General features: G+C 65.8%; 22 protein-coding genes. 14 read left to right on the top strand and 8 right to left on the bottom strand.

The annotated features are described in order from the left end of the window. Nucleotides 1–109: 109 nt before the first annotated feature. Nucleotides 110–1,531 carry a hypothetical protein gene (locus ACVOLO_RS16175; protein WP_481571345.1) on the top strand — a complete coding sequence of 474 codons (1,422 nt, stop codon included), beginning with the start codon at nucleotides 110–112 and terminating at the stop codon, nucleotides 1,529–1,531. Further along, nucleotides 1,528–2,469 (top strand): hydroxymethylglutaryl-CoA lyase, encoded by a 942-nt coding sequence (locus ACVOLO_RS16170; protein WP_481571344.1) that lies wholly within the window; start codon nucleotides 1,528–1,530, stop codon nucleotides 2,467–2,469. The genes ACVOLO_RS16175 and ACVOLO_RS16170 overlap by 4 nt, the downstream gene beginning before the upstream one ends. Before the next feature lie 193 nt (nucleotides 2,470–2,662). Here ACVOLO_RS16170 and ACVOLO_RS16165 read toward each other — a convergent pair whose 3' ends face one another. Together ACVOLO_RS16165 and ACVOLO_RS16160 are read right to left on the bottom strand one after the other, a co-directional pair. After that, nucleotides 2,663–3,856, bottom strand: coding sequence for an alpha/beta hydrolase (locus tag ACVOLO_RS16165; RefSeq protein ID WP_481571343.1), 1,194 nt, complete (start codon nucleotides 3,854–3,856; stop codon nucleotides 2,663–2,665). A 52-nt stretch (nucleotides 3,857–3,908) separates the two neighbouring features. After that, nucleotides 3,909–6,836 (bottom strand): TonB-dependent receptor plug domain-containing protein, encoded by a 2,928-nt coding sequence (locus ACVOLO_RS16160; protein WP_481571342.1) that lies wholly within the window; start codon nucleotides 6,834–6,836, stop codon nucleotides 3,909–3,911. Nucleotides 6,837–7,255: 419 nt separating this feature from the next. Between ACVOLO_RS16160 and ACVOLO_RS16155 the strand changes: the two genes are divergently transcribed. Continuing rightward, nucleotides 7,256–7,966 carry a GntR family transcriptional regulator gene (locus tag ACVOLO_RS16155; protein ID WP_481571341.1) on the top strand — a complete coding sequence of 237 codons (711 nt, stop codon included), beginning with the start codon at nucleotides 7,256–7,258 and terminating at the stop codon, nucleotides 7,964–7,966. A 2-nt stretch (nucleotides 7,967–7,968) separates the two neighbouring features. On the opposite strand, the gene ACVOLO_RS16150 is transcribed toward ACVOLO_RS16155, so the two are convergent. Next, nucleotides 7,969–8,706 carry a transporter gene (locus ACVOLO_RS16150; protein ID WP_481571340.1) on the bottom strand — a complete coding sequence of 246 codons (738 nt, stop codon included), beginning with the start codon at nucleotides 8,704–8,706 and terminating at the stop codon, nucleotides 7,969–7,971. Between the two features lie 147 nt (nucleotides 8,707–8,853). Here ACVOLO_RS16150 and ACVOLO_RS16145 point away from each other — a divergent pair, with 147 nt between their 5' ends. After that, nucleotides 8,854–9,543, top strand: coding sequence for a winged helix-turn-helix domain-containing protein (locus tag ACVOLO_RS16145; protein WP_481571339.1), 690 nt, complete (start codon nucleotides 8,854–8,856; stop codon nucleotides 9,541–9,543). A gap of 4 nt (nucleotides 9,544–9,547) precedes the next feature. Beyond that, entirely contained in the window at nucleotides 9,548–10,951 is a 1,404-nt protein-coding gene (locus tag ACVOLO_RS16140; protein WP_481571338.1) for a sensor histidine kinase, read from the top strand. Here ACVOLO_RS16140 and ACVOLO_RS16135 read toward each other — a convergent pair. Genes ACVOLO_RS16135 through ACVOLO_RS16115 form a run of 5 tightly spaced genes read right to left on the bottom strand, consistent with a single transcriptional unit; the run spans nucleotide 10,948 to nucleotide 15,272 of the window. Further along, nucleotides 10,948–11,589, bottom strand: coding sequence for a ChuX/HutX family heme-like substrate-binding protein (locus ACVOLO_RS16135; RefSeq protein WP_481571337.1), 642 nt, complete (start codon nucleotides 11,587–11,589; stop codon nucleotides 10,948–10,950). The two genes, ACVOLO_RS16140 and ACVOLO_RS16135, sit on opposite strands and share 4 nt — an antisense overlap. 34 nt (nucleotides 11,590–11,623) lie before the next feature. Then, nucleotides 11,624–12,304, bottom strand: a complete 681-nt coding sequence (locus tag ACVOLO_RS16130; RefSeq protein ID WP_481571336.1) for a class II aldolase/adducin family protein — start codon at nucleotides 12,302–12,304, stop codon at nucleotides 11,624–11,626. Beyond that, complete coding sequence (locus ACVOLO_RS16125) at nucleotides 12,301–13,158, bottom strand: VOC family protein (protein ID WP_481571335.1); 858 nt, start codon at nucleotides 13,156–13,158, stop codon at nucleotides 12,301–12,303. The genes ACVOLO_RS16130 and ACVOLO_RS16125 overlap by 4 nt, the downstream gene beginning before the upstream one ends. Further along, entirely contained in the window at nucleotides 13,155–14,060 is a 906-nt protein-coding gene (locus tag ACVOLO_RS16120; protein WP_481571334.1) for a VOC family protein, read from the bottom strand. The genes ACVOLO_RS16125 and ACVOLO_RS16120 overlap by 4 nt, the downstream gene beginning before the upstream one ends. A 57-nt stretch (nucleotides 14,061–14,117) precedes the next feature. Further along, a complete protein-coding gene (locus ACVOLO_RS16115) occupies nucleotides 14,118–15,272 on the bottom strand; it encodes an amidohydrolase (RefSeq protein WP_481571333.1) in 1,155 nt (384 codons plus the stop codon). 240 nt (nucleotides 15,273–15,512) lie between these two features. On the opposite strand from ACVOLO_RS16115, the gene ACVOLO_RS16110 reads away from it, so the two are divergent. From ACVOLO_RS16110 to ACVOLO_RS16070, 9 genes are all read left to right on the top strand, one after another. Continuing rightward, the gene (locus ACVOLO_RS16110; protein ID WP_481571332.1) at nucleotides 15,513–17,000 is read left to right on the top strand and encodes a 2-hydroxymuconic semialdehyde dehydrogenase; all 1,488 of its coding nucleotides are present in this window, start codon (nucleotides 15,513–15,515) and stop codon (nucleotides 16,998–17,000) included. Further along, nucleotides 16,981–17,802 carry a 2-keto-4-pentenoate hydratase gene (locus tag ACVOLO_RS16105; protein ID WP_481571331.1) on the top strand — a complete coding sequence of 274 codons (822 nt, stop codon included), beginning with the start codon at nucleotides 16,981–16,983 and terminating at the stop codon, nucleotides 17,800–17,802. Before ACVOLO_RS16110 ends, ACVOLO_RS16105 begins: the two co-directional genes overlap by 20 nt. Then, nucleotides 17,799–18,749, top strand: coding sequence for an acetaldehyde dehydrogenase (acetylating) (locus ACVOLO_RS16100; protein WP_481571330.1), 951 nt, complete (start codon nucleotides 17,799–17,801; stop codon nucleotides 18,747–18,749). Before ACVOLO_RS16105 ends, ACVOLO_RS16100 begins: the two co-directional genes overlap by 4 nt. Beyond that, nucleotides 18,749–19,777 (top strand): 4-hydroxy-2-oxovalerate aldolase, encoded by a 1,029-nt coding sequence (gene dmpG / locus ACVOLO_RS16095; RefSeq protein WP_481571329.1) that lies wholly within the window; start codon nucleotides 18,749–18,751, stop codon nucleotides 19,775–19,777. The genes ACVOLO_RS16100 and dmpG overlap by 1 nt, the downstream gene beginning before the upstream one ends. Next, complete coding sequence (locus ACVOLO_RS16090; protein WP_481571328.1) at nucleotides 19,774–20,553, top strand: 2-keto-4-pentenoate hydratase; 780 nt, start codon at nucleotides 19,774–19,776, stop codon at nucleotides 20,551–20,553. The genes dmpG and ACVOLO_RS16090 overlap by 4 nt, the downstream gene beginning before the upstream one ends. Nucleotides 20,554–20,556: 3 nt before the next feature. Beyond that, complete coding sequence (locus ACVOLO_RS16085) at nucleotides 20,557–20,754, top strand: tautomerase family protein (RefSeq protein ID WP_481571327.1); 198 nt, start codon at nucleotides 20,557–20,559, stop codon at nucleotides 20,752–20,754. A 120-nt stretch (nucleotides 20,755–20,874) separates the two neighbouring features. Beyond that, nucleotides 20,875–22,161: a DUF3100 domain-containing protein gene (locus tag ACVOLO_RS16080; protein ID WP_481571326.1), complete on the top strand. Its 1,287-nt coding sequence runs from the start codon at nucleotides 20,875–20,877 to the stop codon at nucleotides 22,159–22,161. A 33-nt stretch (nucleotides 22,162–22,194) separates the two neighbouring features. Beyond that, nucleotides 22,195–22,743 (top strand): cytochrome b, encoded by a 549-nt coding sequence (locus tag ACVOLO_RS16075; protein WP_481571325.1) that lies wholly within the window; start codon nucleotides 22,195–22,197, stop codon nucleotides 22,741–22,743. 22 nt (nucleotides 22,744–22,765) lie between these two features. Next, nucleotides 22,766–22,873: serine dehydratase beta chain (locus ACVOLO_RS16070; protein WP_481571357.1), on the top strand; the 108-nt coding region annotated here is incomplete at its 3' end.

The raw sequence follows: 22,873 nt of genomic DNA, 5'->3' as shown, positions 1-22,873 counted from the left end.
CGCGTGCAAACACTGTCCTCAGAAACTGTACCTAGTTCACAGTTTTGCACGCGCAGAAAATGGTTGCAGCACTGCCAAAAACGGTCATTTACTGCCACGGATGGTCACCATGAATAGGGATTTTTCATCTGCTTTTTTCACAGGAAATTCACTGGCATCCGATGTAGGCGGCGCCGATTCCGAAGTCGCCCATTCGCATTCCTTCCGTGCAAAAACATCTGAAAAACACCTGCATTCGTGCAAGCCGGACAGATCGGATCATAGCCATCACGCATCACCACCGAAGGACGCACTTCACCTGAAGCGGAGTTTGCTCTTCTCAGAACGGCTATCAGACGATTCTGATAATTCCGTCAATATCACTGACACCTGTTCTGCAGGCGCCGTTGAATCGGATCCAGGCGGATATCACACAGACATTCGGAAGCCGCTGATTTCGCCGGACTTTTCCCACGCAATGGAAAGTCGCAACCGGCCTGCGTTATCGGCCGACTTTCGCATTGACGGAAACGACGTATTGCTTGCTTTGCACGCCGAAGATTTCGTCAGTTTTGCTTGCACCAACCGTATCGCCGGAATCGCGCGCAATCAGCGCGGCTTCACCACCTCACGCGCGGGCACAGTAAGCCAGGTACAGATCACGTTGACGGCAACGGCCACGCCGCTGTCTGCACGCCGCGCGATCCTGCACGAACGCGAACACCTGATGCAGTTGGCTGAAGCCGCGGCACGCACAGGTGATATCCGCTGCCGGAATATGGAGGTACACCTTGCCGGCCTGACACACGCCGTACCGCTTCTGGTCGTGTACCTGCTGTTTGAGGGAAACACCCTTGAGGTCAGCAACACCGTTCACGCCAATACGCCTGCACTGCTTTGCGCGCTGGAACGGATCAGCGGCGGCAGCGTGCATACCCCGCCTGTCATGCACGGCAATCCGCAGCCGCTGGTGCAGGCCAGCGTGTGCCTTGATGTGGATTCACTGGGCTGCGGTGACTGGAGTGGCCTCTCCATCTGCGAACGTATCGCCACGTTGCACCAGCTCGACAACAGCGACCCGAACCATACCGCCAGCGCCAACACCGACATTCTTCGTGGTGTGGCGCCGGTGTTGGCTGCCGCCAGTGTCGACCCGTGCGTGCTGGAGGCGAACGTGCAGGTCTGGGCTGGGCGTGCCGATGGTTGCCTCGCGCTTGCCCACTGGGCACTGCACGGGCACGCCACACTGCGCGGAACCCTCACCCTGCCTGTTCCCATGCACCTGACTGACAGGGCTCCACCCGATGCGCTCGCTACCGGGGCAACGCCTTGCGCGTTGACGAACACGGCACACGGTGACCGGCCTGCATTGGCTGCCATCGTGGCGGCCGTCGCGCTGGCACACAGCCTGGCGACACTGCGCAACCGGGCCATCGCGCACATGCAGCAGCACGGCCCGCATTCAACAACGGCCGCCATTGGCTCTGCCTGTCTCGCCACTACCGCCTGCGGCTCTGCCGGCGCGGGTACAACGGAGCAACACGGCCCATGATCAACACATCACTGACACTGATCGATGGCGTGCGGATCACCGAGCTTGGCGCGCGCGATGGATGGCAGCGGCTGTCCGATGTGATGAACACACAGACCCGCGTCAACCTTGTCGAGCTGCTGGAGATCGCCGGGCTGTCGTCCATTGAGGTGGGCGCGTTTGAACCCGTGCCCCACACGAGGACCACCGCCCCGCCGCTGTCGGTACTGCAGGCACTGGCGCCGCTGCCGGCGGACAAGACCCGCAGCATTCTGGTGCCTCATCTCAACGCGCTGGAACAGGCCTATGCCGCCGGCTGCCGCGACATCATCGTGACGACCGCCGCCTCGCGCACCTTCTGCCGCGCGACCCTGGGCTGCGACATCGAAGAAAGCCTGCACCGCATCACTCAGATCGCAGAGCATGCGCGGCCGCTGGGCTTGTCGGTGCGCGCGCGTGTTTCCACGGTGATCGACTGCCCCTTTGAAGGTGTCGTGCCGCCCAGGGTCGTGGCTGCCATCGTGGAGCGATTGCGCGCCCTGGGCTGCTGGCAGGTCTGCCTTGATGACACCACCGGCAGCGGCGCGCCCGGCACGGTGGGCACCTTGTTGCGTACCTGCCTGACCCAGGCGCCGATGCATACCCTGGCCTGCCAGTTCCACGACACCTTCGGCCTGGCCACCGCCAATGTCATGGAAGCACTGGAACAGGGCATCCGTGCGTTCGACAGTTCGATCTCGGGGTTGGGCGGCAACCCGTACTTTCCAGGCGCCGCAGGCAACCTGGCCACCGAGGAACTGGTTTACCTGATGGACGGGCTGGGCCTGGACTGCGGCATCAACCTGGATGGCCTGCTGCTTGCCGCCGAATACATCGACTGCATGCTCGAACGCCGTACCGAATCACGGGTGGGCCGCGCACTCCGGGCCCGAACCCTTCTACCTCGCCAACTGCGTTAGCCCAGTGATGGCAATCGCGGCGTCCGGGTCACGGGCCGGCGTTCGTCCTGCCAGGCCGGCAAGCAACCGGCGGACAGCGCAATCACGCCGTCCGCCGGAACCATGAATGACACAGCGTGCTTCCAGATGACATCCGCCCAAGCCGACACGGCCTGGCCCTCGCAGTGAAAGCCAGGCCGGTGGATGCAGGGCTTCAACGCGCGGTGGCGTTCACCGCATGTGGCTTGCTGCCGTTTTCCTGGTCCATGCGGTTGCGCTCTTCATGCAACGCCGCCTGCTGGGTGTCGTCCAGGCCATCGTGCAAGGTGTCGCGCAGCTTCGTCAGCCATGGAATGCGCTGCTTGTCCGGCAGCTGCCGCACCCACATGCGCAGGTCGTAGCGCTGATCCGGCGTCATCTGCCAGTAAGCGTTGGCGTCGGGCACCGGCGGCACTTCGATGCTGGGCATCAGCATCTGCGTGACGGTGCGGCTGATCGCGGCAGGAATGACGGTGCCGTGATCCTCGCCGAGGATCTCGTCAAAGCGCACCAGCAGGCCGTTGCCTTCCGAAATTGCCTGCGCCAGTGCGCGGCCGCTGTCCACCTGGCCGCGCTCACGCTGCAGCTCGGCCAGCTTGGTGACGTTGGGGCGTGTATACGCAAATGGCGACAGGGCCTGCTCATACTCGCCGGCGGTGAGCAGCACCCGCAGTTCCGGAGCATCCTTCGGCCGCGCCTGCGCCCACTCGGTCAAACGCTGGGTGATGGCGGTGCGGTTGAACCAGATCGATGGACTGGCCGCGGTCCGGTAGGCAAATGCGTCCGGCGCGCGCTCCAGGGAGTGCAGCACGAACAAGCCGCCGAACGAATGGCCAAACAATCCCTGGCGACGCGGATCGATGCGGTAGCGCGCGGCCATCTCCGGCTTCACCTGGTTCTGGATGAAGGCCAGGAACTGGTCCGCACCGCCGGCACGCGCCTTGATGCGTGCATCACCCGAGCCCGGGGGCGTCAGGTCATAGGTCCGCTCCACGCCGATGTCGGTGCCTTCCGGGTAGCCGATGCCCACTACCAGGGTGGCTTGCTCGCGCGGCACATCCGGCCGGCGCTCGGTTGCGCGCACCGTCTCCACCGCCGTCAGGAACATGCTGTTGCCGTCCAGCACATAGAGCACGCCGTAGCCATCGGCGGGGGCCGGCTTGTCCGGCACGGCGACAAAGATGCGGTAGTCCCGCCCCTGCGGTGAGCGCAGGTCGAACTGCTGGGCGCCCTTGACCACCAGCGGCGCGCCGGCCGCCGCGGGACTCGCGGCTTCAGCCGCGGCTACGCTGCAGGTGCCGCCCAGGCCAAGCGCCACCGCGACCGCCATCAGGCCGCTGCGCATCGGAAAAAAAAGCAGTTTGCTCATCTACAGTCTCCGCCGCCCGGCCATTGCGGCCAGGCGGCATGTTGGGCCTTGATCACCAGCGCTTGTCAAAGGAAAGCACCAGCGTGCGGCCCAGTACAGTGGCATTGGCGGGGTCGTAGGGATCGGCCAGCGCGTCATTGGCCGCGGTACCACCGTCCACGAACGGCGGATCACGGTCGGTGAAATTGACGGCGGTGAAGTTCACCTTGGAACCGTCGAAGAAACCACCGTGGCGGCTCAGGTCCCAATCCACCGAAAGATCGAAGGTGGTCCACGAACCAATCTTGACCGACGACCTGGACAGGGTCGGCAGGCTGGCGGCGTTGGGCACGAAGCAACCATCGGCGCACTCGTAGCTGTCCACGTAGTTCATGGTCAAGGTTGTGCGGAAGTCACCACGGCTCCAGCGCAGGCCCTGCTGCGAACGCATCTGCACCGGGTTGCCGCCTGCACTGTACTTGCCGAGCTGGTCGACATAGCCCGAACCCGGCGTCGACTGCACCTTGTACGAGTTCAACCACGTGCCACGGGCAAACAGGTCGAAACTGCCGGCACGGTCGGTGTCCCAGCCGTAGCCAAGGTTGAAGTCCACACCGTCCATCTTCAGCGAGGCCAGGTTGAGCTGGGTGGCATTGATGATCATCGCCACGTCAGCCGCGCCCTGCACCGGACCGGCACCGAGCTGGCCCAGGTAGCGCGGATCGTTGTCGATCAGGTGCTGCACGCGGGCGGCGTCCGGGTTCAGCTCCAGGCTGTTGATGTAAGGCGAGCTGCCGGTGGCGAACAACTGCGCCAGGATGCTGCCCAGCGTACCGGCCTGGATGCGCACGATGCGGTCGTCAACCTTCAGGTTGAAGTAGCTCGCACCCACGCTCAGGCCCGGTGCCCAGGCGGGCTGGTAATCAAAGCCCAGCGTCCAGGTGCGGGACTCCTCCGGCTTCAGGGTGGGACCGGCGCCACCGCTCACCACCACTGCGGTGAAGGTGCAGTTGCCCGCGCCACCCGGCGTGCCGGCCACGCCATTGAGCGGAATCATCGTCGTGTCGCACGGGGCGTTGTACAGGTCCGCGCGCATGAAGGCACCGTTGCCGCCGGAGATCGGCTGCACGCCGTCATAGGCATAGCGCATGGGCGGTGCGTGGAAGGAAGTGCCCCAGCTGCCACGCAGGGTGAGGTCATCGGTGGGTTTGTAATCCAGGCCGACCTTGGGATTGAAGGTGGAGAAATCACCCAGCCCACGGCCACGCTCGTAACGCCCGGCAACCGACAGCTCCAGCTTCTTGGCAAAGGCCATTTCGTTGCTCTTGCCGACCAGCGGCACGTACAGCTCGGCGAAAAGCGAGCTGACATCGCGCTCGGTGGTGCCGAAGCCGGCGTGCTGGTCAGCGATGCTGCGCCAGTTGAAGTCCAGGCCGCCGCCGATGTTTTCACGGCGCCAGTCGGCACCGGCGGCCAGCTTCACCGCACCGCCGCCGATGTCGAACAGATCACCATCGACCTTGAAGCTGGCCTGTGCCAGCCAGGAGGTGAAGTCCAGCTTCTCGAAGCCGATCAGCTGCGACAGCACCTGCTGCGACAAGCCGTCGGTGGTCCACGGGTTGAACGCGGTATAGCCCAGGCCTGCGCAATAGGCCTGCTGCGCGGAGGCGTTGGCCGGGAGATTGGCGGCGGTCAGGCCCATCAAGCTGCAGGCAATGGACGTCGGCGCCTGCGCCTTGCCACCGTTGGGGGTGGGCAGGTAGTCGTAGATGTTGGCGTTGCGCTGTACATCCGAGTTGCGGAACTGCTTCTCGCGGCTGTAGGACGCGGTGGCTTCACCCTGCCAGCTGCCGCCGAGTTCAAACGTGGCGCCGAGGTTGGCCGCGAAGCTGTCCACGCCCACCTTGCGCTTCAACGGCGCGTCATCAATCAGCACGCCGAAATTGTTGGCCACGCCGGGGATGTAATACGGGCTGCTCGCCGGCAGCGTTCCGTACAGCGCCTGATAACCCTGGTTGTATTCGCCACGGCGGTGGGTGTAACGCAGGTCACCGTACAGCGAAACCGATTCGCCCAGGGTCTGCTCAAAGCCCAGGAACAGGCTGTGGCGGTCCATCTCCGGAACGATGTCGACCCGGTCCCAGGCGTTGTAGGTATTGCCCACGCCACCGGCAACCGGCAGCAGGTCGCCAGCGGAAAGCCCGGTGCCGGCGCCGCCGGGGACGGTGTAGATCACATTGCCATTGGCCGCGGCCGTGCCGGAGAACAGGTTGGCGGCACTGCCCGCACGGGCGTTGGCCTTGCGCCAGTTGACGCCGCCACGGTTGCTGAAGTCACCGCCGTTGTAGATGTCGCGGTCATTGGCCAGCACGTTTTCCTGGCGGTTGAATTCATAGCCCACCACGATGCCGCCATCGTCCCAGTGCGTTCCCCAGGTCTGGCCGACCTGGTACTGCCTGCCACCGCCCTGCGTGGTCGTCCCCAGCCGCACCGAGGTGTTGGCACCATCGTCGCTGCGCTTGGTGATGATGTTGACCACACCGCCCACCGCGTCGGAGCCATACACCGCCGAGGCGCCGTCCAGCAGCACTTCGATGTGCGAGACCGCATTGGTGGGAATGCTGGAGATATCAACGAAGTCGCCGTACTGTCCCGCCGAGGCAACGCGCCGGCCGTTGACCAGCACCAGGGTCGACAGCGCCCCCAGGCCACGCAGGTTCACGCCCTGCCCGCCGGTCATGTTGGAGCCGGCAACGCTGGCGTCCTGACCGCCCTGCACGTTGTCGCTCATGCCCACGCCACCGGCGAAGTTGGCCGGCAGCTCGCGCAGGAAATCAGCAACGGTGGCCTTGCCACTGTCACGGATCTGCTCGGCACTGATCACCTGCACGGTGTTGCCCACCGGCTCGGCGCCACGGATGTTGGTGCCGGTAACGACCACGGTATCCAACTGCACCGGGGCCTCCTGCGCATGCAGCGCCCCGGCGATGCAAATCGACAATATCGAAAAACCGCCGGCCATAAGCCGCTGACGTCCTGCTCGACTGCTCATCTTTCCCCCGCATTTCACTGTGGCTGACGGATGGGCGCCCGCTCTACCCCTGCCTGTTGCCGCCGGGGGCCTTGAGAGGCCTGGCCGGCTGCCCATCCACGTTCCGAAGGCCGGCGACTCATGCGCCGGGTGCAGCCGGATAACACCAAGATGGCGACAGGGTGTCAATAAAAATTACGATATTTTTTAACTCACACATTACGAATGGCATAGATGATCCCCATTCAACAAATTTTTATCCATTAAAAACAATGCTTTATTTATTTCACCAAAAACCAACGGAAACGGCGTTATCGAAATTAATTACGAAATTGCTGCTTCGCAGCACATCGATTTGATTTTCGAAATTCTCCCTTCACACTGTAGAGATGAAGAACAACGCCACTCCCGCCGCTGCCCGCACCCTGGCCAAGCGCGCGTATCAGTCCCTGCGCCGCGACATCGTCCATGGCCACTGGCCGCCCGGCAGCAAGCTCAAGCTGGAAGCGCTGATCCAGCACTACGAAATCGGCATGTCGCCACTGCGCGAAGCGCTGGCCCGGCTGGTTGGCGACCAACTGGTGAAAACCGAGGACCAGCGCGGCTTCTGGGTGGCCGCGCTGTCACTGGAAGAGCTGGACGACATCTCGCGCGTACGCAACCTGATCGAGACCGAGGCGCTGCGGCTGTCCATCGAGCACGGCGACGACGCCTGGGAGGCGCGCGTGCGCGAGGCCTACGACGCGTTGAATAAGGTCGAGGGCGATGTCCTGGTCCGCGGCAAGGGCGCCCCGCAGGACATGGTGGACACCTGGGAAGAGCGCAACCGCCAGTTCCACTATGCGCTGGTATCGGCCTGCAACTCGCCATGGCTCATCAAGCTGCAGGACCTGCTCTACCACCAGGCAGAACGTTACCGGCGGGTGTCCCTCAGCGCCTCGCGCGGCAAGCGCTTCGTGCAGGACGAGCACCAGGCCATTTTTGAAGCCACGCTGGAGCGCAATTCGCTGCGTGCCTGCCGCCTCACCCACGACCACCTGATGCGCACCGCCGATGAAGTCCGCAGGGCGATGGAAGGCGAGCAGCGCGCGGCGTCATAGCGTCACAGCAGGTATTCCAGCGCCATCTTGAAGGTGCTGGTGCGGTCACCCTGCGGATTGTCCAGGCTGCGCCCGACCAGCCCCTGCCACTGCCAGTGGCGCCCGATCTTCTGCTTGGTGCCAATGTTCAGGCGCAGGTGGCGTGCGCCCAGGTCCTCCCGTGGCGCGTCCGCCACCAGTTCGATGCCGCAGGACCAGCGTGATGCGGGAATGTATTCCAGCAGGATCCCGGTGCCGAGCTGATCGGCATCGCGGCCAAAGGTGCGCTGCATGCTCACCTGGCCGGTCAGGCGCAGCTGATCGAAGGTCCGGCTGGCGCGCACCGGCAGTTCCAGGGCGTAGGCACCCTTGCCGATGCCACTGCTGCGGTCACCCGTGGGCAGGCTCAGTTTCGGCTCGATGGCCAGCGCAGGCCTGTTGCCGTTTTCGTCGAGCAGGCGCCACTTCACCCCAACCGACAGATCACGCATGCCGCTGCTGTCGCGGCCGTTGTCACGGTCCACGCGTCCGTAGCCGGTGCCCACGGAAAGCTCGAGGTTATCGGCCAACGGGCCGCCGATGCCGAGCTTGGGCAACACCCAGCTGTCCTTGCTGGGGCTGCGCTTGAGTTGCACGTTGCTCTTGATCTTCAGGCCCTTGGCGGTACTGGTGCTGCCGGTTTCATAGGGGCCGGCCGTGGCATTGCCACAGACAACGGCCAGGGCGCACAACACGGTGGAACGGAACAGAAGGGATCGCATGGCCAACCACTCTCAGCACGGAACAGGACGAGCGCCATCGTCGGGGTTGCGGCATTACCCACAGCTGCGCGCAACATTGCCGATCGGTAACCTGCAACAGCCAGAACGCGCCGCTATCCTGCCCACAGCAGAAAACGGGAGTACCAGGTGAAGATCCTGCTGGTGGAAGACGATCAGGAAACAGCCGAATACATCGGCGACGGATTGCGTGCCGAAGGCCACGGCGTCACCCATGTCAGCGATGGCCGCGATGGTCTTTACCTGGCCATGAGCGAAACCGCACCGGACATGCTGATCGTCGATCGCATGCTGCCCGGCCTGGACGGGCTGTCACTGGTCAAGGCACTGCGCAGCGCCGGGGCGCAGGTGCCGGTACTGTTCCTGACCGCGCTGGGTGGCGTGGATGATCGCGTCCTGGGCCTGAAGGCCGGCGGCGATGACTACCTGGTCAAGCCCTTTTCCTTTGCCGAGCTCTCCGCCCGCATCGAAGCCCTTACCCGCCGCCCACGCGCCATGGCGGTACAGACGCGCCTGCAGGTGGAGGACCTGGAAATCGATCTGCTGGCACGCACCGTGAGTTGTGCCGGGCAAGCGGTGGAACTGCAGCCCCGTGAATTCCGGCTGCTGGAATACCTTGCCCGGCACGCGGGCCAGGTCGTCACCCGCACCATGCTGCTGGAGCATGTGTGGGATCTGCATTTCGATCCGCAGACCAACGTGGTGGACAGCCACATCAGCCGCCTGCGCGCCAAGATCGACCGGCCGCACGCCCGTGCCCGCATCCATACCGTGCGCGGCGCCGGTTATCGGTTGGACAGCCGTGCCGAAGGGGAGTGACACCATGCGCGGTCCCCGCCTGCTGCGTACCAGCAGCTTCCGCCTGACCCTGTTGTACGCGGCGCTTTTCACCACGTCGGTGGCGATCCTGCTTGGCATTGTCTATCTGGAGGTGGGCAACTACGCCACCCACCTGCAGGATGAAATAGTGAAGCGCGAGGTGCAGTACCTGCGCCAGGCCGAGAAGCAGGACGGCGCGGCCGGCGTTGACGCGCTGATTGAACAACGCCTGCGGCAACCCTTGCTCAAGTCCATGCGTTACGTCGTGCAGGACAGCCACAACGGCGTGGTCAGCGGCAACGCACCCGCGCAGGTAAAGCAGCCCACGGGATGGTTCTGGTTCCAGATGCCCAAGGGCGACAAGCCACGGCAAAGCCGCACGGTGCGCGCCTACGGGCTGCACCTGAAGGACGGCCGCTACCTGGCCGTGGGCGAGGCCGGCAAGGCCACCGAAGAGTTCCAGGGCCTGCAGTCCGCGCTGCTGCGTGACGTGGGCTACGGGCTGCTCGCCGTACTGCTGCTGGCCCTGCTCGGTGGCGCAGTGATGAGCCAGTTGATGCTGCGGCGGGTGGAGCGGCTGGTGCGCGATACCCAGGCAATCATGCTGGGCGAGCCGGCACGCCGGCTGCCGGTGGGCACGGGAGGCGATGAATTCGACCGCCTGTCCAACAGCGTCAACCAGATGCTGGACCGCATCGACACCCAGGCCGATTCGCTGCAGCAGGTTTCCAACGACATCGCCCATGACCTGCGCACGCCGTTGAGCCGGCTGCGCCAGCAGCTTGAGCGCGGCAGCCGCCTGCATGATCCGGCCGCCCTGCATGCCGTACTGGAACGCGCCACCGAACAGGTCGACAGTGCATTGCGCACCTTCGCCTCGTTGCTGCACATCGCCCAGATCGGCGGTGACCCCCGTCAACTCCAGCAGCAGCCGGTGGCGCTGTCCGAACTGCTCGATACCCTGGGCGAAGTGCACCTGCCTGCCTTCGAGGCAGCCGGCCAGCACTTCAGCGCCCACGTCGCTGCCGGGCTGAGGGTGTCGGGAAACCGTGACCTGCTCGGCCAGCTGTTTTCCAACCTGCTGGAAAATGCCTGCCGCCACTGCCCCGCCGGTGCCCACATCACATTGCGCGCCGACCGCCAGGACGATGCTTTCACGGTGGTCAGTGTCAGTGACGACGGGCCCGGCATTCCAACTGCCGAGCATGCGCATGTATTCCGCCGGCTGTACCGCCTGGAGCGCAGCCGCACCACGCCCGGCAGTGGGCTGGGGCTGGCGATGGTCGATGCAGTGGCACGCGCGCACGGTGCCGATGTCGAACTGCGCGACAACCGCCCCGGACTGGAAGTGCGGGTACGGTTGCCGCACCTGCAATCACCGGCAGCCGACGCCGGTGACCGCCCTTAACCCGCGCTGCAGACCCGCGGCTGCGTGCGCAGCAGTTCGCGGGTCTTCTCGAAGCCCACCACCGCGTTGGCGTCGAAATCCTTGACGCCTTCGGAGGCGTACAGGCCAACGATCAGGTTGCCGTCCTTGCCGTAGAAGCCAAGGATGCGGGTGAACTTGTTCGGGTCCTTGGTCGGCAACTGCAACGACCAGATCTGGTCCACGTCCTGCGGGGTGATGTGGCCGTGCACGCCGGCTCCGTCATCGGCATACATGTCGTACCAGATCGGCGTGCTGGTGGACTGGGTCTGCGGCACGCTGCTGGGGAAGTTCCACACATGCATGCCGCCGGAGGTGAACACCAGGCCCAGCTTGGTGTCCTTGCCCCAGCTGTCCACCGACTTCCATACCTGTTCAAAGAACACGCGGTTGGAACGCACGCCATAGGCATGTTCGGGCTTGATCGCGCTGACCACGGCCGTCTCGGGCATGCGGAACAGGCGCGCCACCGCCGGCGGCGGCGCACCGGGACGCACAGTGTCGTAGTAGTGCTGGATGACCGTGGCGTCATCGGCCGTGGCACAGGGAGCGGACGCACTGGCATGACCCGCCAGGCCGAGCATCGCCAGCAGCGATGCGGTCAGGTGCAGAGTTTTCATCGGGAAAGATTCCGTTGGGGTTGGGCGGAAGGTTTCAGGCAACCCGCTCGGGGTCACCGGCACTGAGGTAATCCCACATGCGCTCAAGCAGGCGTCCATTCCAGGTGGCGCGCGTGGCGGCCTGTTCGGCGGTGAAGCAGGTCGCTTCAAGGCCACTGGCCAGGCAATCCAGTTCCACGCGTGCCGCATCCTCCAGGTACCAGGCCAACACCACGGCAGCCTGCAGGGATTGGCCGGCAGCAACGGCGCCGTTGCCGCGCATGACGATGGCGTGCGCCTGGCCCAGCGCCTGGGCCAGCTGCGCGGCCTGTTCGTCGGAACGCAGCAGCAGCGGGTCGTCCCACAACGGCGCCTGCGGATGGAAGTACGCACCAAAGCCATGCAGCGCCCGCGGCGTGCGGCCAAGCACACTCAGGCTCATCAGCTTTGGCGGTTGCACCCGGGCAACACCGGCAACGTCGGGCCGACAGCGGTAGATCTCACGATGGATGCGCACTTCCGGCAGGACGTCCGGCGGCAACGGCCCGGACAGCGGCACCACGACGCAGGCTTCGCCGGCTTCCACCAGGCCCAGCGGCCGCGCAGGTGCCACCAGAAAACTGTCCGCGTCGATCCGGGCGCTGCAATGGCCATAGGCATGCACCATCCCCGAACGCCCCAGCGCGCGTGCAGCCATGCGCACGGTGACCGACAACGCCTGGATATCGGCACTCATGCCTTGAATTCCCGGATGTCGGGCTTGGCGCCCCATTTGCAGAAGCCCGGCGGTGCGAACTCGAACTGGCGCTCGCGATAAAGCAGCTCGTCGGCAATCGAACTGACCCCGGAGGAGTATTCAAACACCATGCCATCGGGGCCCTGGAAATACAGGAAGCGTGCACCCGAGGTCGGGTGCCGCCCCGGGCCGAACACCACCGGCACATCGTGGGCACGCATATGGTGGTAGGAACGCTGCACGTCGTCGGTGCTGGCCACCTGGTGGTTGATGTGCTGGATGCCGGCGCGGTTGGTCGGGAACAAGGCGATCTTGTGGTGGATGTCGTCGATGCGCAGCAGTGGCGCATCGCCGATGCGGTCACTGACGCGGGCATTGCAGACGGTTGTCCAGAACAGTTCATCGCGCACGGCATCGGTGGTGCACAGGCCTACATGGCTGAACCCGGTGATGCCGGCATCGCGCGTGCCGTGGTAGCGGCGGGCGCCCATCTGCGGGCGCCACACCAGCTCGATCTGGTTGCCGGTCGGGTCGCGGAAGGCAATGAAGTCCCGCACCTTGCGCTCTGCTGCCTCGGCGGCCGTGCCGCGATGCACCGGCCGGCCCATGCGTTCAAGTTCGGCACCGGCCGCATCCAGTTCCTCGCGGCTGGCAACCTCGAAGGCCACCGCCTGCTCGGAGGGATCGGCATCGACATAGCACAGCGTGTGCTCACGCTGGTCGGACTTGAAATACACCGCACCGCGGCTGCGCTCGGCAACTTCCAGGCCCAGGATGGTGGTGGCATAGCGCGTGGCACCTTCCAGGTCACGGGTACCCAGCCGCGCGTAGCAGACATCAAGCAGATTGATCATGCGCTGGACACCCCGCGCAGTGGCGCCCGCCCCGGTGCGGGCTTGCCCTGCAACTCGGGGATGCGGCATTCGCTTCCCCAGACACAATGCGATTGGGCACCGCCGCCGAACTGGCGTGGACGCCAGGCCGTGTGCTGATCGCGACGCTCCCCTTCGGTGACGAAGCTGTAGTAGATGCCGTCCGGGCCATCAAAGGTGACAAACGCCTGCCCCGAGGTCGGTCGCCGGCCAGGCCCGTGTGCCGGCGACAGGCCCGCCTCGGCCAGCCGGTAGGACTGCTGCATCAGCTGGTCCAACGCTTCAACCTGGTACTCCACCGCCAGCACGCCGCCACTGCCGGCCGGGTGCACCGACAAGCGATGGTGCTCACCGTCGGCCAGCGCCAGATAGGCCGCATCCCCCACCCAATCGGAAACCTGCAGGCCAAAGACCTCCCGCCACATCGCTTCGTCCGCCGGTGCGTCGGTACTGCGCAGCGCCACTGCGGAGAGCCCGAGCATTCCCACATCGCGACCGGCGTGGAAACGCCAGCCCTGGTCCTGCGGGCGCACCACCAGCTCCACGTCCACGCCGCCGGCACTGGTAAAGCGGCCCAGCGCGCGCACATTGCGACGTGCCGCCAGTTCCGGGTCCGCATGCAGGGTGATGCCACGCGCCGACAGCGCCGCGCTGGCGGCATCCAGCGCGGCCACGTCGGCCACCTGCAGGCCAACGGCCTGCCGGCGCGGTTCGGCCTGGTTGAAAAGCAGCACGTACTGGCGGGCATCGGCGCGGAACGCCGCTTCCTCGGCACTGCGCCATGTTGATTGCAGGCCCAGCTCACCAAGGGCGAACTGTGCCGCCGACTCCAGGTTGCGGGTTCCAAGAACGACGTAACGCAGTTGCTCGATGCTGATCGACATGACGCGGCGCCTCAGGTAGCTGGAAAAGCCGTGGAATACGTCTGTGGTGTGGCCGGCTCAACCCAGCCTGTGTCGTACGATGCGCTCGAAGGTCGCAACCGCCACCGGCAGCAGGCCATCATCAAAGCGGAACGTGGGGTGGTGGCACATGGCGCTGTCCATGCCGATGAACAGATAGGCCCCCGGCCAACGGTCGAGCATGTAGGAGAAGTCATCGGAGAACGGGTAGGCGCGCATGTCGGTCTTGACGTTCTCCGCCCCCAGCACTTCGCCCAACGCCACCGCCGCCAGCGCCGCCTGCTCCGGTGCGTTGACGCACGGCGGGCAGGAATGCGGAATCTGCAGATCAATGTTGCAGCCGTAAACCTGCGCCATGCCCTTGCACAGCGCGCGCAGGCGCTTGAGCAGTTCCTCATGCACCTCGTTGGACAGCGAACGGATGGTGCCGCTGAGTGAGGCGCTGGCCGGGATGATGTTGTGGGTGGTGCCGGCCTGCAGCTTGCCCACGTTGATCAATGCCGCTTCCATCGGGTCGATGTGGCGCCCGACGATGGCGCTGATTTCCACGGCCAGGCGCGCGGCCACCTGCAGTGGATCATTGGCACGGTGCGGCGCGGCGGCATGCCCGCCGATGCCTTCGATTTCGATCTCGAACACCGCCAGGGACTGCAGTGTCGGCCCGGTGCGCACGCTGGCCTGGCCGCCCGGCAATGCCGGCATGTTGTGGAAGGCATAGACCTCGTCGCACGGCCAACGCTCGAACAGGCCATCCTCGATCATGCGGATGGCACCGCGCCCGCCTTCCTCGGCCGGCTGGAAGATCACCACCACACGGCCACTGGCCGGCGGGTTGGCCACCAGGTGCTGGGCCGTGCCCAGCAGCGCGGCGGTGTGTCCGTCGTGGCCACAGGTATGGGCCACGCCCGGGCGCTGCGAACGGAATGGCAGCTCGTTCTGTTCGTCCATCGGCAGCGCGTCCATGTCCGCGCGCAGGCCGATCGACATGCCCGGCTTGCCCGAGTCGATCACCGCCACCACGCCGGTACCGCCCAGCCCGGTGTGAACCTCCAGCCCCAGGCCACGCAGCACCTCGGCCACCAGCGCCGAGGTGCGCTCTTCCTCGAAGCCCAACTCCGGCCAGGCATGAATGCGCTGGCGCCATTCGGCCATGCGCGGCGCAAGGTCCAGGACAGAAGCGGAAACAGCAGCCATGACGGTGACTCTCCAAAAGCAAGTGGGCGTGAGGACGATCAGACCAGAGTCCCACACCCCTGTCAAATTTAATTTCGATATTTTGAAGACACGACGAATTTTGTCTGGCATGATCCGGTCAAAGCACATCGCATAAATACCAGCTGTTTTCTGGAAACATGCGCCCCCGGAACCTTCCAACCCCCACACAGGGAACTGGAATAAATTTCGTAAATTCATGGATTCGACAACGGAAACCGCATGAATACCTCTGTCGCGCAAACTCTCCCCCAGCCCGTCATCACGCACTACATCGGCGGCAAGCCGGTGACGTCCAGCCGGCCGCTGTTCGCCAACATCAACCCTGCTACCGGCGAGATCGTCAGCCAGGTGCACGAAGCGGATGCGGCCATCGTTGACCAGGCCGTCAAGGCCGCACGCGATGCACTGCAGGGTCCCTGGGGCAGCTACACCGATGTGCAGCGCGCGGCCGTGCTGCGCAAGCTTGCCGATGGCATCCGCGCCCGCTTCGACGAGTTTGTTGCCGCAGAGATCCGCGACACCGGCAAGCCGCACAGCCTGACCAGCCACCTGGACATTCCCCGCGGCGCGGCCAACTTCGACGTCTTTGCCGATCAACTGGCCAACGGCGCCACCGAAGCCTTCCGCTCGCCCACCCCCGACGGTGGCACCGCACTGAACTACGGCCTGCGCACGCCGCGCGGCGTGATCGCGGTGATCTGCCCGTGGAACCTGCCGCTGCTGCTGATGACCTGGAAGGTGGCCCCGGCGCTGGCCTTCGGCAACACCGTGGTGGTCAAGCCGTCGGAGGAAACACCCAGCACCACCACCCTGCTGGCCGAGGTGATGAACGACGCCGGCGTGCCGCCGGGCGTGTTCAACGTGGTGCACGGCTTTGGCCCGGACAGCGCCGGCCAGTACCTGACCGAACACCCCGACGTGAACGGCATCACCTTCACGGGTGAAACCCGCACCGGCACCGCGATCATGAAGGCCGCTGCGGTGGGCGTGCGCCCGGTGTCGTTTGAACTGGGCGGCAAGAACGCCGCGCTGGTATTTGCCGACTGCGACCTGGATGCGGCCGTTGCCGGCATCACCCGTTCGGCGTTCCTCAACAGTGGCCAGGTCTGCCTGGGCACCGAGCGCATCTATGTGGAACGGCCGGTGTTCGACACCTTTGTCGCACGCCTGAAGCAGGCCGCCGAAGCACTGCGCCCCGGCGACCCTTACGGCGATGACACCAACTTCGGCCCGCTCATCAGCCAGGCCCACCGCGACAAGGTGTTGTCCTATTACGCACGCGCGCGCAACGAGGGCGCCACCATCGTCACCGGCGGTGGCATTCCGCAGCTGCCGGGCGCACTCGCCGGCGGCTGGTGGGTGGAGCCGACCATCTGGACCGGCCTGCCGTCCGACTCGGCGGTGATGACCGAGGAAATCTTCGGGCCGTGCTGCCACATCACCCCGTTTGACGACGAACACGAAGCCGTACGTGCCGCCAACGACAGCCCCTACGGCCTGGCGACCTCGATCTGGACCGGCAACCTGACCCGCGCGCATCGCGTGGCGGCCGCCATCGAAGTGGGCGTGGCGTGGGTCAACTGCTGGTTCCTGCGTGACCTGCGCACCGCGTTTGGCGGCGCCAAGCAATCGGGCATCGGCCGCGAAGGCGGCGTGCATGGGCTGGAGTTCTACACGGAGCTGCGCAATGTCTGCATCAAGCTTTGAATCACTGACCGGGTCTGCCCCGGTACGCGAGGCCGCGCGCCTGCTCGGCCAATCCGCCCAGACCGCCAGCGCCTGCGATCCGGTCAAGCCCCTGCTCGAATCCGGCGGCATCGACGCGGCCTATGCCGTGCAGCACCTGCTCACCGAGCAGGCACTGGCATCGGGAAGGCACCTGTCCGGCCGCAAGATCGGCCTGACCTCGGTGGCCGTGCAGCAGCAACTGGGCGTGGACCAACCCGACTACGGCATGTTGTTCGACGACATGGCCTACGGTGATGGCGAGGAGATTCCATTCGGCCGGCTGATCCAGCCCAAGGTCGAAGCCGAGATCGCCTTCGTGTTCGACCGTGACCTGGATGCCGAGCGCCCGACCCTGGCGCAGGTGCTCAACGCCATCGGCTACGCACTGCCCGCCATCGAAGTGGTCGACAGCCGCGTGCGTGACTGGAAGATCAGCATCCTGGACACCATCGCCGACAACGCCTCGTCCGGTGTCTATGTGCTGGGCGGCTCGCCGCGCAGGATCGACACGCTGGACCTGCGCCTGTGCGGCATGAGCCTGGAGCTGCGTGGCGAGCCCGTGTCGCTGGGCTGCGGCGCCGCCTGCCTGGGCAACCCCCTCAACGCCGTCGTATGGCTGGCGCGCACCGCCGCGCGCATCGGCCGGCCGTTGCGCGCCGGTGACACCGTGTTGTCCGGTGCGCTGGGCCCGATGGTGCAGGCACGCCCGGGCGACATCTTTGAAGCCCGCATCTCCGGCCTTGGCCGGGTTGCCGCGGCCTTTGCAGGAGAACACGCATGAGCAAGCGCAATGTCGCGGTGATCGGCTCCGGCAACATCGGCACCGACCTGATGATCAAGATCCTGCGCCATGGCCGCCACCTGCAGATGGCGGCACTGGTTGGCGTGGACCCGCAGTCCGATGGCCTGGCCCGTGCGCGCCGGCTGGAGGTGGCCACCACCCATGAAGGCATCGAAGGGCTGCGCGCGATGCCGCACTACGACAGCATCGACATTGTGTTCGATGCGACCTCGGCCGGCGCGCATGTCGGCCACGACCGTCTGTTGCGCGCCGATGGCAAGCGGGTGATCGACCTGACCCCGGCAGCTGTCGGCCCGTATGTGGTTCCGGCGGTGAACCTGGACCAGCACCTGGCCGCAGGCAACATCAACATGGTGACCTGCGGTGGCCAGGCAACCATTCCCATCGTCGCGGCGGTCTCGCAGGTGGCGCCGGTACGTTACGCGGAAATCGTGGCCTCCATCTCCAGCCGTTCGGCCGGCCCGGGCACCCGTGCCAACATCGACGAATTCACCGAAACCACCTCGCGTGCGCTGGAAAGCGTCGGTGGCGCCGCCCGCGGCAAGGCCATCATCGTGCTCAACCCGGCCGAGCCGCCGTTGATCATGCGCGACACCGTCTACTGCCTGACCGAAGGCGGCGACCGCGAGGCCATCCGTGCCTCGGTGGAAGCAATGGTGGCGCGCGTGGCCAGCTACGTGCCCGGTTACCGCCTCAAGCAGGACGTGCAGTTTGAAGCGCTCGACGCCGATGCCTGCGCGGCGATCCTGCAGCAGCCCGGCGCCGCTGCCGGCCTGAAGGTGTCGGTCTTCCTCGAAGTCGAGGGCGCCGGCCATTACCTGCCCGCCTACGCCGGCAACCTCGACATCATGACCTCCGCCGCACTCGCTGCGGCCGAGCGCATGGTCGAGGTCGCGCTTGCTCCCAACGCACCGGAGGTGGCTTGATGAGCCGCTTGTACATCCAGGACGTAACCCTGCGCGATGGCATGCACGCCATCCGCCACCAATATGGGCTGGACGCCACCCGCGCCATCGCCAGCGCCCTGGACCGCGCCGGCGTGGCCGCCATTGAAGTCGCCCACGGCGATGGCCTGGCCGGTTCCAGCTTCAACTACGGCTTTGGCCGTCACAGCGATCTGGAATGGATCAGCGCGGTGGCCGAAAGCGTGCAGCAGGCGATCCTCACCACCCTGTTGCTGCCCGGCATCGGCACCGTGCACGACCTGCGCCAGGCAGTGGCGGCCGGCGTGCGCTCGGTGCGCGTGGCCACCCACTGCACCGAAGCCGACGTGGCCCGCCAGCACATCGAGGAAGCCCGCCGGCTGGACGTCGATGTGGCCGGCTTCCTGATGATGAGCCACATGACCCCGCCGGCAGAACTGGCGGCGCAGGCGCTGAAGATGGAGAGCTACGGCGCGCACTGTGTATACGTGACCGACTCCGGTGGTGCGCTGACCATGGACGGCGTGCGTGACCGTGTGCGCGCACTGCGCGATGCCCTGCAGCCCAGCACCCAGATCGGCATCCACGCCCACCACAACCTGTCATTGGGCGTGGCCAACTCCATCGTCGCGGTGGAAAACGGCGTCACCCGCGTCGATGCCTCGCTGGCCGGCATGGGTGCCGGCGCCGGCAACGCGCCGCTGGAAGTGTTCATCGCCGCTGCCGACCGCATGGGCTGGGAACACGGCTGTGACCTGTACGCACTGATGGATGCGGCCGATGACCTGGTGCGCCCGTTGCAGGACCGGCCGGTGCGCGTGGATCGGGAAACACTGACCCTGGGTTACGCCGGCGTCTATTCCAGCTTCCTGCGTCACTCGGAAAAAGCCGCCGCCGACTACGGCCTGGACGCACGCTCGATCCTGGTCGAGCTGGGCGCTCGGCGCATGGTGGGTGGCCAGGAAGACATGATCGTGGACGTCGCGCTGGACCTGCTGGCGCGCAACAAGCACAAGGTGGAAAGCGCATGAGTTCCGTTGACCAACACATCGACCTGGCCGCGCTTGCCGCCCGCCTGGATGGCGCCGCGCACACCGCCACGGCCACCCCGCAGCTGGAGCAGGCCATCAGCCTGGAACAGGCCTATGCCATCCAGAAATTGAGCATCGCGCGCCGGCTGGCGCGGGGCGAGCGCGGCATCGGCATCAAGATGGGTTTCACCAGCCGCGCCAAAATGCAGCAGATGGGCGTGTCGGACATGATCTGGGGCCGGTTGACGTCCTCGATGCTGGTTGAGGATGGCAGCAGCGTCAGCCTGCAGGACTACGTGCACCCGCGCGTGGAACCGGAGGTGGCCTTCCTGATCGCACGTCCGCTGTCCGGCCGTGTCACCGCGCCGCAGGCCCTGGCCGCGGTGGAAGCGGTGGCCCCGGCGCTGGAGATCATCGATTCACGCTACGAGAACTTCCGTTTCTCGTTGACCGACGTGGTTGCCGACAACAGCTCCTCGTCCAGCTTCGTGGTCGGCCCGTGGTGCAGCCCGCATACCGACCTGGACAACCTCGGCCTGGTGATGGCTTTCGATGGCCGCCCGCAGGCGTTCGGCTCCAGCGCCGCCATTCTCGGCCACCCGCTGCGCTCACTGGTGGCTGCCGCACGTGTTGTCGCCGAGGCCGGTGAAAGCCTGCAGCCGGGCGACATCGTGCTTGCCGGTGGTGCCACTGCGGCCTGCGCACTGCGCGCGGGCATCCATGTCTCGCTGGAGATGCAGTCACTGGGCCGTTGCGGCTTCAACGTGGAGGCCTGAGCCATGCCCATCTTGCACGCCAACATTCTTGCCGGCCGCAGCCAGGAGCAGAAAGCCGCATTCGCACGCGCGGTGACACAGGCCGCGGTGGATCACCTGGGCGTTGCACCGGCCGCGGTGCGCGTCCTGGTCCACGAAATTCCACCCAGTGATTGGTTCACCGCAGGCGAGGCCAAATCGCCACCCACGCCCCAGCGCTGACACGGCACCTCCCCCACGCCGCTGCGTCCGACCCTGCGACTCCCGATTCCGAGTGACCAGACCATGTCCCACGCCGCACCTGCTGTACCTCCCTCCGCGTCAACCGGCACCCCCAGCAGGTTGTGGCTCCTGCTGCTGGTGGTGTTGATCGTCACCGCCGTCACCGAGTGGATCGGCCCCATCGCCATACCGCTGGGCTCGACCCGCATCGTGATCCTGCCGATGTTGATGGCGCTGCTGCTGACCACCGCACTGGCCGCCTGGCATGCGCGCATGCCCAGCGCACTGCGCCTGGATGTAACCCTGCAGCGCCACGCAGGCAAACTGCTCAACGCCGCGCTGCTGTTGTTCATCGTCAAGCTCGGCCTGATGGCCGGGCACTCGATGCCCGAGTTGAAAAAAGTGGGCTGGGCACTGGCCTTCCAGGAACTGGGCCATGCATTTGGCACCATGGTGCTGGCCTTGCCGCTGGCACTGCTGCTGGGCATCAAGCGCGAAGCGGTGGGTGCAACGTTCTCCATCGGCCGCGAAAACAGCCTGGTCATCATCGGCCAGAAGTACGGCATGCAATCGGCCGAAGGCCGTGGCGTCCTTGCCGAATACATCACCGGCACGGTGCTGGGTGCGGTATTCATCACCCTGCTGGTCAGCGTGATTGCCCCGCTTGAGATCTTCGACCCACGCTCGCTGGCGATGGGCGCGGGCATGGGCTCGGGCAGCCTGATGGCCGCCGCGCTGGGGGTGATCACCGTCGGCATGTCGCCGGAGATGGTCAAGGAACTCACCGCCATTGCCGCCGCGGCCAACCTGATCGCCGGTGTTGTCGGCTTCTACTTCGCGGTGTTCATCACCCTGCCATTGTGCAACTGGCTGTACGCGCGGCTGGAGCCGGTGCTGGGCCGCACTGCACTGGCGCGGCGTGCACCTTCGGCCGACAGCCTGGACCCGCAGGCAGCCATGGCCGAGGAAGACGAGACTCCCTCCTTCGGCGACAGTGTCGTGGCACTGCTGTTGATGATCGTCGGCATTACCGTGAGCAACTATCTGGGCCACGGCGTGCTGCCGCAGCACACCCTGCCCGGCGTGGCGGTGATGGTGGCCATCGTGCTGGTCGGCCTGCTGCTCAAGCGGGTGCTGCGCCGCCTGCCGCTGATGCTGTTCCTGGCCGTGGGCGCGACGCTGGTGACGATTCCCGGTGGCTGGCCACTGGCTGATGCAATGGCCGAAACCATCAACCACGTCCAGTTCATGAGCATCACCACCACGGTGCTGGCGCTGGCCGGTTTCTCGGTGGCCCGCAAGCTGCCCATGTTCCGCCGCCTGGGTTGGCGCATCGTGCTGGTCTCGCTCACCGCCACCGCCGGCACCTTCATTGGTGCAGCGGCGATCGCCGAGTTCTTCCATTGATCCGGCCCGGCGATGCTCAGCGTTGATTCCGCGATGCACGGCACTGCAAGCGCACGTTGGCCCGCCAGCGTGCAGTTGCTGCATTGGCTGGGCCTGCTGCTGGTCACCGCCACCGCGGTGATCGGCCTGTTGATGGTGGACATGGAACGCGGCAGCGACCTGCGCAGGCTGTGCTATGGCCTGCACAAATCACTGGGCATGACCGCCTTGGCATTGGCCCTGCTGCGCGTGCTGGCACGCGCCCTCACGCCTGCACCGGCACCGGCGCCCGCTCGCGCATGGCAGGTGCAGGCCGCGCGTGCAACGCATCTGCTGATGTACGCGGTGCTGTTGGCACTGCCCCTGTCGGGCTGGCTGCTCAACTCCGTCGCCGGTCAACCCCTGCCGTGGTTCGGCCTGTTCGAAGTGCCGCCGCTGACCTCGCGCGCGCCGGAACTGCGCAAGGCGGTGGATACCGCACACCTCTGGCTGTTCTGGAGCCTGGCCGCACTTGTGGCGCTGCATCTGCTGGCCGTGCTGCAGCACCAGTTGCTGCAGCGTGATCGCCTGCTGCAGCGAATGCTGCCCGGCAAGCGCGGCTGAGCCGCGGCACGGAGAATCAAGCATGTCCGTCAGTACGTTCGACCTGTTCAAGATCGGCATCGGCCCGAGTTCCTCCCACACCGTCGGCCCGATGCGCGCGGCCGAGCGCTTCGTGCACCGCTGGCTGCTG

Source organism: Stenotrophomonas sp. STEN056, from assembly GCF_056759635.1.
The sequence above is the reverse complement of the archived record's forward strand: the minus strand, read 5'-3'. Positions and strand labels throughout refer to the sequence as shown.

Bases quoted from the DNA above. Each gene is read 5' to 3' on its own strand.
- ACVOLO_RS16150 (WP_481571340.1), bottom strand. From the start codon at position 8,706: ATGCGATCCCTTCTGTTCCGTTCCACCGTGTTGTGCGCCCTGGCCGTT.
- ACVOLO_RS16075 (WP_481571325.1), top strand. From the start codon at position 22,195: ATGCACGGCACTGCAAGCGCACGTTGGCCCGCCAGCGTGCAGTTGCTG.
- ACVOLO_RS16165 (WP_481571343.1), bottom strand. From the start codon at position 3,856: ATGAGCAAACTGCTTTTTTTTCCGATGCGCAGCGGCCTGATGGCGGTC.
- ACVOLO_RS16170 (WP_481571344.1), top strand. From the start codon at position 1,528: ATGATCAACACATCACTGACACTGATCGATGGCGTGCGGATCACCGAG.
- ACVOLO_RS16115 (WP_481571333.1), bottom strand. From the start codon at position 15,272: ATGGCTGCTGTTTCCGCTTCTGTCCTGGACCTTGCGCCGCGCATGGCC.
- ACVOLO_RS16125 (WP_481571335.1), bottom strand. From the start codon at position 13,158: ATGATCAATCTGCTTGATGTCTGCTACGCGCGGCTGGGTACCCGTGAC.
- dmpG (WP_481571329.1), top strand. From the start codon at position 18,749: ATGAGCCGCTTGTACATCCAGGACGTAACCCTGCGCGATGGCATGCAC.
- ACVOLO_RS16120 (WP_481571334.1), bottom strand. From the start codon at position 14,060: ATGTCGATCAGCATCGAGCAACTGCGTTACGTCGTTCTTGGAACCCGC.
- ACVOLO_RS16085 (WP_481571327.1), top strand. From the start codon at position 20,557: ATGCCCATCTTGCACGCCAACATTCTTGCCGGCCGCAGCCAGGAGCAG.
- ACVOLO_RS16175 (WP_481571345.1), top strand. From the start codon at position 110: ATGAATAGGGATTTTTCATCTGCTTTTTTCACAGGAAATTCACTGGCA.
- ACVOLO_RS16130 (WP_481571336.1), bottom strand. From the start codon at position 12,304: ATGAGTGCCGATATCCAGGCGTTGTCGGTCACCGTGCGCATGGCTGCA.
- ACVOLO_RS16135 (WP_481571337.1), bottom strand. From the start codon at position 11,589: ATGAAAACTCTGCACCTGACCGCATCGCTGCTGGCGATGCTCGGCCTG.
- ACVOLO_RS16110 (WP_481571332.1), top strand. From the start codon at position 15,513: ATGAATACCTCTGTCGCGCAAACTCTCCCCCAGCCCGTCATCACGCAC.
- ACVOLO_RS16140 (WP_481571338.1), top strand. From the start codon at position 9,548: ATGCGCGGTCCCCGCCTGCTGCGTACCAGCAGCTTCCGCCTGACCCTG.
- ACVOLO_RS16100 (WP_481571330.1), top strand. From the start codon at position 17,799: ATGAGCAAGCGCAATGTCGCGGTGATCGGCTCCGGCAACATCGGCACC.
- ACVOLO_RS16155 (WP_481571341.1), top strand. From the start codon at position 7,256: ATGAAGAACAACGCCACTCCCGCCGCTGCCCGCACCCTGGCCAAGCGC.
- ACVOLO_RS16090 (WP_481571328.1), top strand. From the start codon at position 19,774: ATGAGTTCCGTTGACCAACACATCGACCTGGCCGCGCTTGCCGCCCGC.
- ACVOLO_RS16105 (WP_481571331.1), top strand. From the start codon at position 16,981: ATGTCTGCATCAAGCTTTGAATCACTGACCGGGTCTGCCCCGGTACGC.